This window comes from Azospirillum sp. A29, assembly GCF_042604625.1.
In the GTDB taxonomy this organism is placed as follows: Bacteria; Pseudomonadota; Alphaproteobacteria; order Azospirillales; family Azospirillaceae; genus Azospirillum; species Azospirillum palustre.
On record NZ_CP170467.1, the window covers coordinates 567384 to 580672 of the forward strand.

The following is a 13289-nucleotide window of genomic DNA, read 5'->3' on the forward strand; positions in this document are numbered from 1 at the left end:
TCACGCGCGCAACGCCTGGGAGAAGCTGTGCGCCGCCCCTTCCAGCCGCCTGGTCTCGCTGCCGAGCGATTGTGCGGAGGAGAACATGCTTTCCGCAACCATTCCGGCCTGCTCGGCTGCCTGTGCAACCTCGGAAATCGCGGCGCTGACCGCGCCGGCCGCACCGGCGGTCTCCTGGATGTTGCGGGCGATCTCGCGCGTCGCCTCGTCCTGCTGGGTGACGGCGTCGGCGATCTCCTGCGCCATGCGGCAGACCTGCTCCAGGCTGCCGCCGATGCCCTGGATGGCGTCGACCGCGCCGTCGGTGGCGCTGCGGATCGTCGCGATCTGCTGGGTGATGTCCTCGGTCGCCCGCGCGGTCTGGTTGGCGAGGTTCTTCACCTCCTGCGCCACCACGGCGAAGCCCTTGCCGGCCTCTCCGGCGCGGGCGGCCTCGATGGTGGCGTTCAGCGCCAAGAGGTTGGTCTGGCTGGCGATGGCGTTGATCAGCCCGACCACCTCGCCGATGCGCTGCACCGCCTCGGCGAGGCTGGCGACGGTGGCGGAGGAGCGGTCGGCCTGTTCGACCGCCGCCGTGGTCATGGCGACCGAACCCTGCACCCGCTGGCCGATCCCGGCGATGGAGGCCGACAGCTCCTCGATGGCGGCAGCGACCGCCTGGACCGTTCCGGCGGTGCGGGCGGCGGCGGCCGAGACCTCCTGCGTGCTGCCGATGGTCCGGCTGGAGGAGGACGCCAGATCCTGCCCGGTGCGGTGAAGCGTGCCGGCCCGCCCGGCCAGCGCGGCGGCCAGCGTGCCGATCTCCGCCTCGAAGGAACGGAGGTTGCGTTCCAGCGCCTCCTGGCGCCGGCGGGCCTCTTCGGCTTCGGCGCGTTCGCGGTCCCCGGCGGCGCGCAGCCGGACCAGCCCGTCGCGGAACACCTCGACGGCGCCGGCCATGGCGCCGATCTCGTCGCGGCGGCCGACCAGCGGCACGGCGCCGTCCAGATCGCCGCCGGCCAGCCGCTGCATATGGGCGGCAAGCCGGGCCAGCGGACGGACGATGCGGTGATGGGTGAACCACAGGAACAGGCCGGCGATGGCGACCAGCAGCACCAGCGCCACGCTGCCGCCGGTCAGCACCGTGCCGGTCAGGCCGGCGATGCCCTGGCGGTTGGCCTCGCCGAGAGCGGCGCGCGCCCGCGTCAGCTCGCCGTTCAGCGTCCGCATCGCCGCCACCGCCGGCGCGGTGTCGAGTGCCGCGGTGCGGGCCAGCCGGTCGAGCGGGGTGCGCGCCGCCACCGCGGCCTCCGCCTCCGTCAGTTTGCTGGCCATTTGCGCCATCGCCGCGGCGATGCTGTCGAGGGCCTTTTCTTCCGCCACGCTCAGCTCGCCGGCATAGCGGTAGACCTCCAGATTGGCGGCGGCGGATTTCAGGCTCTGCCGGACGTCGGCGGCGCGGTCGGGATCGCCGCTCAGCAGATAGTCGCCGAAGCGGTGGATCACCCCGCCGAAGCCCAACGCGCCGCGCAGGTCGGACAGGGCGTCGGCCTTGGCCGCGGCGCCCAGGTCGTAGGCGTTCCAGCGCTCGTCGACCTGCCGGATGCCCTGCACGGTGACGAGGCTGACCGCCAGCACCAGCGCCAGCACGGCGACCAGCCCGGACGACAGCAGCCAGCCGAGCCGGGCGATCCGCCGGTGGGCGGAAAGCGGAAACCTGTTTTCGTGGCTGTTCTGGCGGCTGTTCTCGGCGGCGGTCATTGACGGTCTCCCATCCGGCGGCGGCTGAGGTGAAGGAGCCAGCGGTCGACCGACAGCCGTCCGCCGCCGCGAACGATCAGGCCGGCGAGCAGCAGCATCCAGAAATAATGCTGCGGGTTGCTGAAGGCCGGGTTTGCGGCACCCAGCACGAACTGGATCGTCAGCGCCATCGCCAGCAGCGGCAGCGCCGCCAGCCGCGTCGCCAGACCCAGCACCAGCAGGACCGGCATGGTCAGCTCTGTGGCGGCGGCCAGCAGGGCGGCGATATCCGGTGGCAGCAGCGGCACCCGGTATTCCTCCTGGAACAGGAAGAGGGTGGCCGGCCAGTCGCCGACCTTCTGCAGGCCGGAGCGGAAGAAGATCGGCGCCATCGTCAGCCGGACGGCAAGGTCGAACAGGGGGGCCGCATACCGGTCGAGCCACCCGGCGGCATGGTCGCGGAGGTCCGACAGCCGGGCGGGGTGCTGCGCCCAGGGATGAGTCCGGGGATGGGGCCGGGGACTTGCGGGCGATGACGTCATGGGTCGTTCCCTTCGCGTCCGGTGAGGGAGGGGCGCCGGTCCAGCGCGAAGCCGGCCAGCAGCCGGTTCTGCAACAGCAGCACCAGCAGGGATTGGAGGTCGGCGCCGGCGGCCGCCTCGTCCGCGGTGGCCTCATCCAGGGTGGCGCCGGCCAGCAGCCCGGCGGCGAGCGCGCCGTCGGCCGCGGTCAGCCGGGTGCAGCGCACCTCGCCTTCGCCGCAATCGTCTCCGTCGCCGGGAACCCGGCCGATCAGGACCGCTTCCGGCAGGGGCGCCGGTGTCGCGGCGGTATCCTTCCACAGCGCATGGATGTTCCAGCCCGACCGCACCAGCCGCAGCGACGGGTGCGGTGCCAGCCGCAGGGAGCCCGCCTGGTCCGGCGGGATGGCGGCGAGCCGGGCGAGGTAGAGCGGTTCGGCGTCGGCGGCGAACAGCGCCTCGTGCATCGCCCAGTCGAGCCGGGCGAGGTCGGGCGCCCAAGCCGGGATTTCGGCGGCCGGTTCCGGGTCGGCAAGCCAATCGGCGAAGCCGGCGCCGTAGCTCCACAGCATTGGCAGGCGGGGCGGGGCCTCCGCCGCGAAGCGGCAGGCGAGCATGGTGAAGAGCTGCTCGCCCGATTGGGCGCCCAGTACCCGGCGCAGGGTGGGGTGGGCATGACCGAGAACGGCGGCCAACGACCCCATCACCGTGTTGCGGTAGACCGCCAGCCGCCCGGCCGGCAGATCCGGGCGCAGGGCCCCGGCGACCGCCGGATCGCCGCGCAGCAGATAGGCGGCGAAGTCGCGCTGAAACCCAGCAAGTTTCGCGTCAGCCGGCACGATGGACCTCCGCGATCTTGGCCGGCGTTTGGACTTGCCGCATCCGGACATCGAGCAGCCGCTGCGCCCTGCCCGCCTCGGCCAGAAGCCCGTCGAGCGGCGGCAGGTCGTTGTCCCATTCGATCAGCACCGGCCGTGGGCCGATGCGGTCCAGCACCTCGGCACAGAGCGCCATCACGGGCTCGCCGACCGCGCTGCCATGGTCGTCGATCAGCAGCTCCTCGCCGCCGAGTGTCATGCGGGCGTGACCGGCCAGATGCAGTTCACCGACCGCATCGGCCGGGATGGCGTCGAGCCATGCCGACGGGTCGAAGCCGAGATTGGCCGAGGAAACGTAGAGGTTGTTGACGTCGAGCAGCAGGCCGCAGCCGGTGCGGGCGGCCAGTTCCGCCAGGAATTCGGCTTCGGGAATGACGCTGTCGGCGAAGGCGAGGCAGGCCGCCGGATTCTCGACCAGGATGCGCCGGCCGAAAGCGTCCTGGGCGTGGTCGATGTTGCGGCGGACCCGGTCCAGGCTGTCCTCGGTATAGGGCAGCGGCAGCAGGTCGTTGAGGTAGGTGGCGTCGGTGACGCTCCAGGACAGATGTTCGGAGATCAGCCCCGGTTCCAGCCGGTCGTAGAGGGCGCGCAGCCGCATCAGATGGTCGGGGTCGAGACCGCCGGCACTGCCCAGCGACAGGCCGACGCCATGGCAGCTTACGGCCATGTCGCGGCGGACCCGCAAAATGCCGGCCAGACGCGGGCCGCCGGGAACCAGATAGTTTTCCGGATGGATCTCGACCCAGGGGATGGGCCAGGGGATGGGACCGCCGGCCGCGACGAGCGCCTCCCGATGCGGCTCGCGCAGGCCGATGCCGGCGGCGACCGGCACCGGCCGGGGGAGCGTGGAGGGCACCGCCGCGGCCATCGCCTCAGCCCTTCTTCTTGGTGTTGGCGCCGTCGAACGGCTTCAACGATCCCATTTCCTCGGCACAGGTGCCGGCCTTCACCAGCTTCCAGTCGCCGCCGTCGAAGGTCAGGTTGCTGTTGCCGGCGCAGGAATGCAGGCCCTTGGCATGGGCGCAGCCATTCTCGCCCGGCTTGGAGATGCCATAGCATTTCTCCATGTTGGACTGTGCGGCGGCCGGGCCGGCCATCAGGGTCAGGGCACCGGTAAGCGCACCGGCCAGGGCGCCGGCGATCGGGAGCAGGGCCAACGTCTTCGCGGGGGTCTTCGCGGGGGTCTTGGTGGCGGTCATGGTCGTGTTCCTCCGTTGCGGGATGACTGGGTTTTTGGAAAGGCTGGCGCCGGTCAGGACGCCGGGACGCGGTCGTGCAGCAGATCGACGAGCGCCTGCGGCTCCGGGCGTTGGGTGAAGTCGGCGTCGATGGCGGCGAAGCGCACGACGCCGCTTGGCGACAGCAGGTAGGTCGCCGGGATCGGCAGCTGCCAGGGCTCTCCGGGCGGACGGCCCTGGCGGGCGTTGAGGTCAAGGCCGCGGTCGCGGTAGAGATCGCGCAGCTCGTCCGGCACACGGAAGACGAGGCCGTAGCTGCGGGCCACCATCGCCCCCTGGTCGGACAGGATGTCGAAATCCAGCGCGTTGCGCTCCGCCAGCGTCAGGCTGTGGTCGGGCAATTCGGGCGACACCGCCACCAGCCGGGCGCCCCCGGCGGTCAATTGCGGCAGCGCCAGCTGCATGGCCCTGAGCTGGGCGCAACAATAGGGACACCACTCGCCGCGATAGAACAGCAGGATGACCGGCCCCCGTTCCAGCGTCTCGTAGAGGGAGACCGTCCGGCCCAAATGGTTCGGCAGGGCGAAGTCGGGAGCCTGAAGTCCGGGGCGCAACGCCCCCAGCTCGACCCCGCGCGCCTTCAGATCGGCGACCACCCGGTCCATCATCGCAAGCACCCTCGGCAGGGTCTTCCCGGTCTGCGCCCGGATGCTGCGGAGTTGGCGTTGAAGACGCATCGGGCATTTCCCTGTCGGCGTGTCTGTTGCTCCGATCCTGTCAAAAGCCGGATTTGCGAAACATAGGGGGACACGCACAATATCTTTGCGCAGAATGCAAGAATGCGCCTGGGGACTGGACATGGCAGGACGCGGGGCGCGGAGGACGGCATGGACCGGCTGGATGATCTGACGGTGCTGGTCGAGGTGGTGGACAGCGGCAGCCTGTCTGCGGCGGGGGAGCGGCTGGGTCTCTCCGCGTCGGCGATCAGCCGGCGCATCGCCCAGATGGAGAACCGGCTGGGCACCCGCCTGCTGGCGCGCACGACGCGGCGGATCGCGCTGACCGACGCCGGCGCCACCTTCTGCCTGCGGGCCCGTGCCATCCTGGCGGCGTTGGACGAAGCGGAACAGTCGCTGACCGAGATGGGCGAGGAGCCGCGCGGCACCTTGCGCATCACCATGCCGGTGCTGTTCGGGCAGATGCGGGTGGCGCCGCTGCTGGCCTCATATCTGCGCCGTTACCCCGGCGTGTCGCTGGAGGTCAGCCTGAACGACCGCGTGCAGCGGCTGGTCGAGGAGGGGTTCGATCTGGCGATCCGCGCCGGACGGCTGGCCGACTCCAGCCTGATCGCCCGCCGGCTGCGGCCGTTGCGCCGCCATGTGGTGGCCAGTCCGGACTATCTGGAGCGGCGTGGCGTACCGCAGTCGCCGGCCGATCTCGTCCGTCATGAGTGCCTGACGCTGCTGTCGGGTTCCGGACGGACGGAATGGGAATTCATGGCCGGCGACCGGCGCGAGATCCTGCGGCCGTCAGGCAGTTTCCAGGCCGACAGCCTGTGGCTGCTGCGCCATGCCGCGGTGGGCGGGCTGGGGCTGGCGCGGCTGGCCGACTTCATCGTCGAGGAGGACATCCGCGCCGGCCGCCTCGTCCCGCTCCTGTCCGAACTGGAGGTGACGGACGAGGCCATCCATTTCGTCTACCCGGCGACCCGCCACGTCTCGCCGAAGGTGCGCAGCTTCATCGAGCATCTGCTCACCGGATTGAACAAACCGGAATCAGCCGACCCGATCGACACCTCCGGCGCTTGAGACTGCGACAGGCCGGTGAGCGGCTTGATCGCCACCCCCGCTGCCGACCCTCACCTACAGGGCGGCATGCCCCTTCACCGCCACCTCAAGGCGGGCCTTGAGGTCGAGGAACCGTGCATCGATGGCCAGCGGGTCGTCCCGGTTGAGCGCGATCATCGCCGCCCGCGTTTCGCCACCACGGATCACCTCCAGCGCCTCGGCTTCGATCCCTGCCACGATGGCCGCGGCCACGGCTTCCGCGCTCTCGCGGCTGAAGCCCAGCTCCGGGCCGGCAGTGTTCGATGCCATCATCGGGGTGTCCGTGGCACCGGGATAAACGGTCAGCACATGGACGCCCTCGCCTTTCAGTTCACGGCGCAAGGCCTCGCCGAATCGTGCCAGACCGGCCTTGGCGCCGGCGTAAGTGGCGTAGAATGGCGCACCGACGAGCCCCAGGCCCGATGAAACGTTCACGACCACCCCCTCGCCGCTGATGCGCAGCGCCGGAAGAGCGGCCCGCGTCAGCAGGATCGGCGCGGTCAGATCGACGGCGATCATCGCGAGGATGTCCTCCTCCGTGACGTGCTCCAGCCGCCCGGCACGGACGCCGCCGGCGTTGTTGACCTGGATGTCGAGCCCGCCCAACGCGCCGAGCGCCTGGTCGAGCGTCTGCCGACGCCCCTCAGTGGTGGCGATATCGGCCACGATGCCGGTCACCGAAGTTCCAGCCTTCCGCAAGGCATCGACCGCGGCAGCCAACCGGTCGGGGCGCCGGCCGGTGATGGCAAGGGCCACCCCCTTCTCGCCGAGCGCCTGGGCAGTAGCAAAGCCGATGCCGCTGGAGCCGCCGGTGATCAGCGCGCGTTTCCCAGAGAGAATCATGTCAGCTCCGTATGGATCGATTGTGGGAATGGGACCTGTCGGATGGGGACAGGAACAGCGCCGTGCCCCGTGTCAGGCGACGGCGGGCTTGCTCCACTCGTTGCCCTTCATGAAGGCGTCGAGCGGCGTGTGGGTGATGTGGTTGGTGTAGTTGCTCATCACCTTGGTGGCGACGCCGAGCACCACCTCCAGCACGTTGCGGCGGGTGAAGCCGGCCGCCAGGAAGGCATCGATGTCGGCGTCGGCGACCCAGCCGCGATTGCGCACCACCAGCGTGGCGAAGCGGTGCAGCGCCTCCAGCCGGGTATCGGGCAGTTCGCTGCCGGCGCGCAGCGCGGCGATCACGTCCTCGCCCATCTTCTGCATCCGGGCGAGCGTGGTGTGGCCGGCCATGCAGTAGTGGCACTCGTTTTCGAAATTGGCGGTCAGATAGACGACCTGCTGCTCATGCGTGGTGAGCGTGGTCTTAGAGAACAGGTCCCACAGCGCCGTGTAGCCGGCCAGCAGTTCCGGCGATTCCGCCATATAGGACTGCAGGTTGGGCACAAAGCCGAAAGCGGCCTTCACGCCCTCGAAAATCGGCTTCGCGGCATCCGGAGCGGTGTCGAGGGTGTGGCTGGTGAACTGGCTCATGGTGGCGGTTCCTTGTTCCGTCGGTTGCGTTCGACGGGTCGGACCCTGACCCATTGCAGGGGCGGCGCGTAGGCGGGCTGCGCGACTAATGCCTATGCCTCCTGGGAATGATCGCTGTTGTACTGGCCTTTATCCAAGTCCGCCTCCTCCGCCGGCGCCCCTTCGCCGTTCACGATGCCGGCGACGAACTCCACGAAGGCGCGCGCCTTGGTGCTGGCCAGCCGGCCGGTGGGGAACACCGCCCACAAATCGATCGGCGGCAGCGTCCAGTCTTCCAGCACGCGCCGCACCGACCCGTCGGCAAGCTCGGGACCGAACATCCAGTCGGACGCGACCGCCAGCCCCAGATCGGCCAGAACCGCCGCCCGGATCCCTTCCGCCGCGCTGACCCGTAGGCGGCCGCGCACCATGACCGACGCTTCGGTCCCGCCCTGCCGGAATGCCCAGCCGTTGCTGAGCTGGCTATAGACCACCGCATCATGATCGGCGAGGTCGGCCGGGGTCCGCGGCACGCCCGCGCGGGCAAGATAGGCGGGCGTCGCCACGACCGAACGGCCGCCGCTGGCGATCCGCCGCGCCACCGCCGTCGAATCCGACAGCGTGCCCATGCGCAGGGCGACGTCGATCCCCTCGGAAACCAGATCGATTACCCGGTCGTCCAGGATCACCTCCAGGTCCAGGTCCGGATGGCGGCTCAGGAACTCGGGCAGGCGCGGCACGATCAGCAGCCGGGCGAAGGTGGTCGCGGCGGAGATGCGCAGCCGGCCCGACAGCCCGGCACCGGCGCCCCGCGCCTCCAGTTCCGCTTCATCGGCCTCCCGGATGGCGAGCCGGGCGCGCTCGTAAAAGCGGAGTCCCGCTTCGGTGGGCGTGAGGCCGTGCGTCGACCGCAGCAGCAGGCGCACCTGCAGCCGCTCCTCCAACTGCGCGATCGTCTTGGAGATGGCCGGCTGCCCCACCCCCAACTGCCGGGCCGCGCCCGAGAAGGAGCCGGTCTCCACCACCCGCACGAAGCTGGCCATCGCCTGCAATCGGTCCATCGTTATTCCTGACAGGAATTGCCGTTATCGCTCCGGCCGGTCTGCCGCCCGGAGATTGGAATGGCGATAACTCTCCCATCGGCGGCGATGCTGCAAGGGAAGACCGCGAAGGACTGGGGAGCCGTCAACGAGATCGTGCCCGCCGGCCAGCAGCTCACCCGCTCCACCACCGCGAACGGTCGATCCGCATTTCCCTTCATTCCCTACGACGACGGAGATTCCCATATCGCTCCAGGACAGGCTCGACGCCTTCAAGGCCGATTTCCAGGCGGGCAAGCCGCCCTACAACGTCCCCCGCCCGGTGATCGAGACGATGCACCGCGCCACCGCCGAACTGATCGCCTCGGACGCCGCAGGCCGTGCTCTCAAGGCCGGGGACAAAGCCCCCGCCTTCACGTTGAACGACCCCGACGGCAAGGCGGTGTCGTCCGCCGCCCTGCTGGCGGAGGGGCCGCTGGTGGTCAGCTTCTACCGCGGCGTCTGGTGCCCCTACTGCAACATGGAACTGCAGGCGTTGCAGGCGGCGCTCCCCACCTTCCAATCGCTCGGAGCAAACCTGCTCGCCATTTCGCCGCAGACGGCCCCGAACAGCCGCAAGTCGGTGCGCCAGAACGCGCTCGGCTTCCCGATCCTGTCGGATCCGCACAACGACGTCGCCGCCGCGTTCGACCTGCGCTTTGCGCTGCCCGATTATCTGGTCGAACTCTACAAGGGGCTGAAGAACGACCTGCCGGCATTCAACGGCGACCCGAGCTGGACCCTGCCGATGCCGGCCCGCTTCGTCATCGGCCAGGACGGCACGATCCTCTACGCCGAGGTCAATCCGGACTACACCCGCCGCCCCGAACCCGAGGACATGCTGCCGGCCCTGCGCGGCGCCAGCCGGACGGCGGCCGCCTGATCTCCGCCGATCGCAACCTCGTCCTTTAGAGTGTGATCGGTTCAAGCGGAATCGCTTGAAGCGTGAATCACACGGAAAACCAAAAGCTTAGAGTCTGTCTGGTGCTTCAATAAGCATCAGACAGACTCTAAGCGACGAATCAAGCCGTGTGCCTGCGCAGAACCGCCGGTGCGGTTCACCATTTCAGGAACCGGCGTCCGGCGAGACAGCCCGCAACCCCCATGACGAGGATGGCGGCGGAATACCAAGCCGCCACGAAAAGCGGGCTGTCGTCGGGGCAGTGCAACGCGTAGAAGGTCGCCGCGATGCCGCCCGCTGCCAGACCGGCGAACCCGCCCGCCAGCACCGGCCGCTCCGGAGCGCCCCGCCGCATCACGCCGATCAGGAGGGCAAGCGGCCCAATAGCCATCAGAGGGATCAGGCTCAGGCAGAAGCCGGCGTTGGCCCCGACGAGGCGCGACCGCCAAAGGGTCGCCGGGACCTGATGAAGCTCCAGCGCGACCGCAGCCGCCAGGAGGACGGGAACGGTGCCAAGCACCAGCCGCCAACCGCCAGCCGCCATTCCCGGCCGGCTCAGGCGCAGGGCGACGCCCAGGGCGCCCAGGGCCAACGGCATCGTCGCAACAAACTTGAACAGGAAACGTGGGCTCTCCGCCGCCCGTCCGATGTCCGGCCGGACCCCGATCACGGCGAGGAAGATGGCGCCGGCAACGAGAATGCTCAGCAGGGTCGCCGTCAGGAAGGCCGTACTGAAGCCGAAACGCGGCGGCGGGTCGAGCGCCAGCCGGTCGATCAAATCCTCCGTCCTCATGTCGACTGGATCCGGCACAACTGCGCCAGGGACTTCAGCGCCCGGTGCAGCGCGACGCGCACTGCGCCCTCGGTCATCTTGAAGCGGTTGGCCGTTTCGCGGATGCTGTCGCCATCGATCGAAATCGAGCGGACGATGTCCTGCTGGCGCCGCTTCAGGGTGGCCAGATGGCTGTCGATGTCCAGCTGCGCCAAGCCCCCGGCCTGCTCCTCGGCCGCTAACGTGTCCATGACGTCCTCAATCGGCACATTCGTCCGCCGGCCCCTCCGGCGCAGCGCATCGATGATCTTATTGCGGACGATCGCCCCGATCCAGGGACTGATCGGCCGTGACGAATCCCAACTCCCACGCTTGAGATGGATCGCCAGCAGAACCTCCTGCACGATGTCCTCGGTCTCGCTGTCCGGCGCCCCCAATGCCCGGCAGCGCGACCGCGCCATCGCCCGCAGATGCGGAGTGATGCAAAGCAGGAACTGGCGGTAGGCACCGGAATCGCCTGCCAGCGCCCTACGCATCAGGTCCGCCCATTCCTGCTCCAATCCCTGGTTCCACATGCTCGTCCCCCGGTCCGGATGCGATGGCGGTCAGGCCGAGGCTTCATTGTATTGCACCCGATCCGAATCGCGAAATCACCGTCGGTCACAAAGGCGTGATCGGCAGAAAGCCGGCCTGCGCGCCCGTCCGGCTTCCGGTTTCCGGTTTCCGTGTGTTTTGCCCACGCAGGCTTTGTAACGAACCCGTGCTTCGCGGCGTAAGGACCTGAAGGGGGATACTCCCGGCCTCGACGGACCGGTCTCCCCGCCCCAGGGAACGCGGAGATCGGGAATGCCGACCGGACACATCGATGGCGCATGGCGCAACGAGGGGCGCCCGTCCTCAACGGCGGGAGATGGCGATGCGGATGATGTCGTCGTCGGCGATCACGGCGCCGTCCGCCTCTTGCCAGCTGGGAAGCGAGGGGAAATCCTTCCTGGGAATGTCCAGGACATTCAGGTGCCGCGCGAGGATCGCCACCGTCTCGATGGGGATGCCGACCAGATGCCCGCCGTGGCCGAACCAGTCGTCGCACCGCGACACCAGCACGATCCTGCCGTTCGGCATCCGAACCACCTCCGTCACATGGCCAAGCGTACGATCGTCCTCGTCGAGCAGCGGAAGTCCCCGCAGATCGCCGACCCGGACTTTCTGCGGGAAGCGCCGCTTCATCCGCTCCTCCGACGTCGAGCTGTCCGTCTCCGGCTGCATCTGGGTGTGGGCTCCTCCCTCCGCTCGCTTGGGCTTGGCATCGTCGGCATGGGCCGGGCTTCGGATCAGGCCCGGAGTCATCGCAGCGAGAAAAAGGACAGCCATGGCGGATCGCATGATGATGCCTCATGGAAAACTGGAAGATTTGAACAAAGAAATAGATCATCCACCGATACGCGTCAATATTCGACGCAGAAAATAATATATTCTCTAAGTAAATAAGGAGATGACCGAAAATGAAATCTTCAAGAATCATGCACCCGCTTGCGGTCAGGCTGATGCATTGGACGAACGCGGCGGCGATGATCGTCATGGTCATGAGCGGGTGGAAGATCTACAACGACGAGGTTCTGTTCGGCTTTCTGCATTTCCCCGAGGAGATCGTGCTCGGCATATGGGCGCAGCACGCCCTGCAATGGCATTTCCTGGGCATGTGGATCCTGGTGCTGAACGGGCTCGCCTATCTGACCTACGGCATCCTGTCCGGCCGGTTCCGCCGGCTGTTCTTCCCGATATCTCCGCGTGAACTGGTCCGCGAGGCCGTGGCCGCCTTGAGATTCCGGCTCAAGCACGCCGACCTCACGCACTACAACGCCGTCCAGAAGAGTCTCTATGTCGGCGTGATCCTCGTGGTGGCGCTTCAGGTCGTTTCCGGCCTCGCCATCTGGAAGCCGGTGCAATTCTCTTTCCTCGTATCGCTCTTCTACGACTTCCAGGGGGCGCGTCTGGCCCATTTCGCCGGAATGACGGCCATCGTGCTGTTCGTCCTGGTCCATGTCTCGCTGGCGATCCTGGTGCCGCGGACCCTTCTCGGCATGCTGACCGGCGGACCGCGCCTCGATGCCGACCGGGAGACTCCGGCGACGCCCTCCCAAGCCTCGAACCCGTGACGGATGCCGACCATGCCTCTGCGCCGCCCCTTCACCTCGCTTTTCCGGCCGCAACGCGGACCGGACCAGAGCGTCCTCACCGAACACCGCGGACTCGTCGAGACGATCGACCGCCGCAAGCTGCTGCGCGGCACCCTCAGCCTCGGCGCCCTGACGATGCTGACCGGCTGCAACATCTCCGACCGCGATGCCGTCCAAACTGTTCTCCGGGCTGTGTCCGGCTTCAACGACGGGGTTCAGGCCCTGCTGTTCGATCCGAACAAGCTGGCACCGACCTATGCGGCGTCCCAGGTCGTGAAGCCGCCGCGCTTCAACGCCTATTACGAGATCGAGGATCTGAAGCCGGTCGACATCGGCGGCTGGAACCTGGAGCTGAGCGGACTGATCGCCGACAAGCGGCCCTGGAGCCTGGAGCGGATCTACGCCCTGCCGGAACAGGACGAGATCATCAAGCACATCTGCGTCGAGGGCTGGGATTACATCGGCCAATGGTCGGGGCCCAACCTCCGCGACTTCCTCACAAGAGTGGGGGCGGATCTGAGCGCCAAATACGTCGTCTTCCACGGGAACGACGATTACATGGAGAGCATCGACATGCCCTCGGCTCTGCATCCCCAGACCATCCTGGCCACCAGATACGCGGGCGAGCCGATCACCGATCCCTTCGGCTTTCCTCTGCGCCTGCGCACGGCGGTGAAGCTCGGCTTCAAGAACCCGAAATGGATCCGTGCCATCGAGGTCACCAACAGCTACTCACCCGGTTTCTGGGAGAAGCAGGGCTTCAACTGGTTCAGCGGGCTTTGA

Annotated in this window: 16 protein-coding genes; 4 read left to right on the forward strand and 12 right to left on the reverse strand. The window is 68.3% G+C overall.

What is annotated here, in order from left to right; genetic code table 11:
- From ABNQ38_RS30685 to ABNQ38_RS30710, 6 genes are read right to left on the reverse strand one after another with little or no spacing between them, the layout of a single operon-like run.
- Entirely contained in the window at positions 1 to 1740 is a 1740-nt protein-coding gene (locus ABNQ38_RS30685) for a methyl-accepting chemotaxis protein (RefSeq protein ID WP_377811072.1), read from the reverse strand.
- Positions 1737 to 2261, reverse strand: a complete 525-nt coding sequence (locus ABNQ38_RS30690; protein WP_377811073.1) for a DoxX family protein — start codon at positions 2259 to 2261, stop codon at positions 1737 to 1739. The genes ABNQ38_RS30685 and ABNQ38_RS30690 overlap by 4 nt, the downstream gene beginning before the upstream one ends.
- Positions 2258 to 3079, reverse strand: a complete 822-nt coding sequence (locus ABNQ38_RS30695) for a putative DNA-binding domain-containing protein (RefSeq protein WP_377811074.1) — start codon at positions 3077 to 3079, stop codon at positions 2258 to 2260. Before ABNQ38_RS30695 ends, ABNQ38_RS30690 begins: the two co-directional genes overlap by 4 nt.
- Entirely contained in the window at positions 3069 to 3986 is a 918-nt protein-coding gene (locus tag ABNQ38_RS30700; protein WP_377811075.1) for a DUF692 domain-containing protein, read from the reverse strand. Before ABNQ38_RS30700 ends, ABNQ38_RS30695 begins: the two co-directional genes overlap by 11 nt.
- Before the next feature lie 4 nt (positions 3987 to 3990).
- Entirely contained in the window at positions 3991 to 4317 is a 327-nt protein-coding gene (locus ABNQ38_RS30705) for a DUF2282 domain-containing protein (RefSeq protein WP_377811076.1), read from the reverse strand.
- A 53-nt stretch (positions 4318 to 4370) separates the two neighbouring features.
- On the reverse strand, positions 4371 to 5033 hold the full coding sequence (locus ABNQ38_RS30710) for a peroxiredoxin-like family protein (protein ID WP_377811077.1): 663 nt from the start codon (positions 5031 to 5033) through the stop codon (positions 4371 to 4373).
- Positions 5034 to 5183: 150 nt separating this feature from the next.
- Here ABNQ38_RS30710 and ABNQ38_RS30715 point away from each other — a divergent pair, with 150 nt between their 5' ends.
- Positions 5184 to 6104, forward strand: a complete 921-nt coding sequence (locus ABNQ38_RS30715; protein ID WP_377811078.1) for a LysR family transcriptional regulator — start codon at positions 5184 to 5186, stop codon at positions 6102 to 6104.
- A 54-nt stretch (positions 6105 to 6158) separates the two neighbouring features.
- Here the strand turns inward: ABNQ38_RS30715 and ABNQ38_RS30720 are convergent, their stop codons facing one another.
- The 3 genes from ABNQ38_RS30720 to ABNQ38_RS30730 all read right to left on the reverse strand — a co-directional run bounded on the left by ABNQ38_RS30720 (position 6159) and on the right by ABNQ38_RS30730 (position 8638).
- Complete coding sequence (locus ABNQ38_RS30720) at positions 6159 to 6965, reverse strand: SDR family NAD(P)-dependent oxidoreductase (RefSeq protein WP_377811079.1); 807 nt, start codon at positions 6963 to 6965, stop codon at positions 6159 to 6161.
- 72 nt (positions 6966 to 7037) lie between these two features.
- A complete protein-coding gene (locus ABNQ38_RS30725; protein WP_377811080.1) occupies positions 7038 to 7598 on the reverse strand; it encodes a carboxymuconolactone decarboxylase family protein in 561 nt (186 codons plus the stop codon).
- A gap of 92 nt (positions 7599 to 7690) precedes the next feature.
- A complete protein-coding gene (locus ABNQ38_RS30730) occupies positions 7691 to 8638 on the reverse strand; it encodes a LysR family transcriptional regulator (protein WP_377811081.1) in 948 nt (315 codons plus the stop codon).
- 313 nt (positions 8639 to 8951) lie between these two features.
- Here ABNQ38_RS30730 and ABNQ38_RS30735 point away from each other — a divergent pair, with 313 nt between their 5' ends.
- Positions 8952 to 9539 (forward strand): peroxiredoxin-like family protein, encoded by a 588-nt coding sequence (locus ABNQ38_RS30735; protein ID WP_377811082.1) that lies wholly within the window; start codon positions 8952 to 8954, stop codon positions 9537 to 9539.
- Between the two features lie 175 nt (positions 9540 to 9714).
- On the opposite strand, the gene ABNQ38_RS30740 is transcribed toward ABNQ38_RS30735, so the two are convergent.
- The 3 genes from ABNQ38_RS30740 to ABNQ38_RS30750 form a co-directional block, all read right to left on the reverse strand.
- Positions 9715 to 10350, reverse strand: a complete 636-nt coding sequence (locus ABNQ38_RS30740) for an NrsF family protein (RefSeq protein ID WP_377811083.1) — start codon at positions 10348 to 10350, stop codon at positions 9715 to 9717.
- Positions 10347 to 10904 carry a sigma-70 family RNA polymerase sigma factor gene (locus ABNQ38_RS30745; protein ID WP_377811084.1) on the reverse strand — a complete coding sequence of 186 codons (558 nt, stop codon included), beginning with the start codon at positions 10902 to 10904 and terminating at the stop codon, positions 10347 to 10349. The genes ABNQ38_RS30740 and ABNQ38_RS30745 overlap by 4 nt, the downstream gene beginning before the upstream one ends.
- Before the next feature lie 322 nt (positions 10905 to 11226).
- Complete coding sequence (locus ABNQ38_RS30750; RefSeq protein ID WP_377811085.1) at positions 11227 to 11700, reverse strand: PRC-barrel domain-containing protein; 474 nt, start codon at positions 11698 to 11700, stop codon at positions 11227 to 11229.
- A gap of 131 nt (positions 11701 to 11831) precedes the next feature.
- Between ABNQ38_RS30750 and ABNQ38_RS30755 the strand changes: the two genes are divergently transcribed.
- Complete coding sequence (locus ABNQ38_RS30755; RefSeq protein ID WP_377811086.1) at positions 11832 to 12485, forward strand: cytochrome b/b6 domain-containing protein; 654 nt, start codon at positions 11832 to 11834, stop codon at positions 12483 to 12485.
- A 12-nt stretch (positions 12486 to 12497) separates the two neighbouring features.
- Entirely contained in the window at positions 12498 to 13289 is a 792-nt protein-coding gene (locus ABNQ38_RS30760) for a molybdopterin-dependent oxidoreductase (protein ID WP_377811087.1), read from the forward strand.

What these genes read in the sequence shown, in the direction of transcription:
- ABNQ38_RS30685 (WP_377811072.1), bottom strand. Translation starts at nt 1,740, where the DNA reads ATGACCGCCGCCGAGAACAGCCGCCAGAACAGCCACGAAAACAGGTTT.
- ABNQ38_RS30690 (WP_377811073.1), bottom strand. Translation starts at nt 2,261, where the DNA reads ATGACGTCATCGCCCGCAAGTCCCCGGCCCCATCCCCGGACTCATCCC.
- ABNQ38_RS30700 (WP_377811075.1), bottom strand. Translation starts at nt 3,986, where the DNA reads ATGGCCGCGGCGGTGCCCTCCACGCTCCCCCGGCCGGTGCCGGTCGCC.
- ABNQ38_RS30705 (WP_377811076.1), bottom strand. Translation starts at nt 4,317, where the DNA reads ATGACCGCCACCAAGACCCCCGCGAAGACCCCCGCGAAGACGTTGGCC.
- ABNQ38_RS30710 (WP_377811077.1), bottom strand. Translation starts at nt 5,033, where the DNA reads ATGCGTCTTCAACGCCAACTCCGCAGCATCCGGGCGCAGACCGGGAAG.
- ABNQ38_RS30715 (WP_377811078.1), top strand. Translation starts at nt 5,184, where the DNA reads ATGGACCGGCTGGATGATCTGACGGTGCTGGTCGAGGTGGTGGACAGC.
- ABNQ38_RS30720 (WP_377811079.1), bottom strand. Translation starts at nt 6,965, where the DNA reads ATGATTCTCTCTGGGAAACGCGCGCTGATCACCGGCGGCTCCAGCGGC.
- ABNQ38_RS30725 (WP_377811080.1), bottom strand. Translation starts at nt 7,598, where the DNA reads ATGAGCCAGTTCACCAGCCACACCCTCGACACCGCTCCGGATGCCGCG.
- ABNQ38_RS30730 (WP_377811081.1), bottom strand. Translation starts at nt 8,638, where the DNA reads ATGGACCGATTGCAGGCGATGGCCAGCTTCGTGCGGGTGGTGGAGACC.
- ABNQ38_RS30735 (WP_377811082.1), top strand. Translation starts at nt 8,952, where the DNA reads ATGCACCGCGCCACCGCCGAACTGATCGCCTCGGACGCCGCAGGCCGT.
- ABNQ38_RS30740 (WP_377811083.1), bottom strand. Translation starts at nt 10,350, where the DNA reads ATGAGGACGGAGGATTTGATCGACCGGCTGGCGCTCGACCCGCCGCCG.
- ABNQ38_RS30745 (WP_377811084.1), bottom strand. Translation starts at nt 10,904, where the DNA reads ATGTGGAACCAGGGATTGGAGCAGGAATGGGCGGACCTGATGCGTAGG.
- ABNQ38_RS30750 (WP_377811085.1), bottom strand. Translation starts at nt 11,700, where the DNA reads ATGGCTGTCCTTTTTCTCGCTGCGATGACTCCGGGCCTGATCCGAAGC.
- ABNQ38_RS30755 (WP_377811086.1), top strand. Translation starts at nt 11,832, where the DNA reads ATGAAATCTTCAAGAATCATGCACCCGCTTGCGGTCAGGCTGATGCAT.
- ABNQ38_RS30760 (WP_377811087.1), top strand. Translation starts at nt 12,498, where the DNA reads ATGCCTCTGCGCCGCCCCTTCACCTCGCTTTTCCGGCCGCAACGCGGA.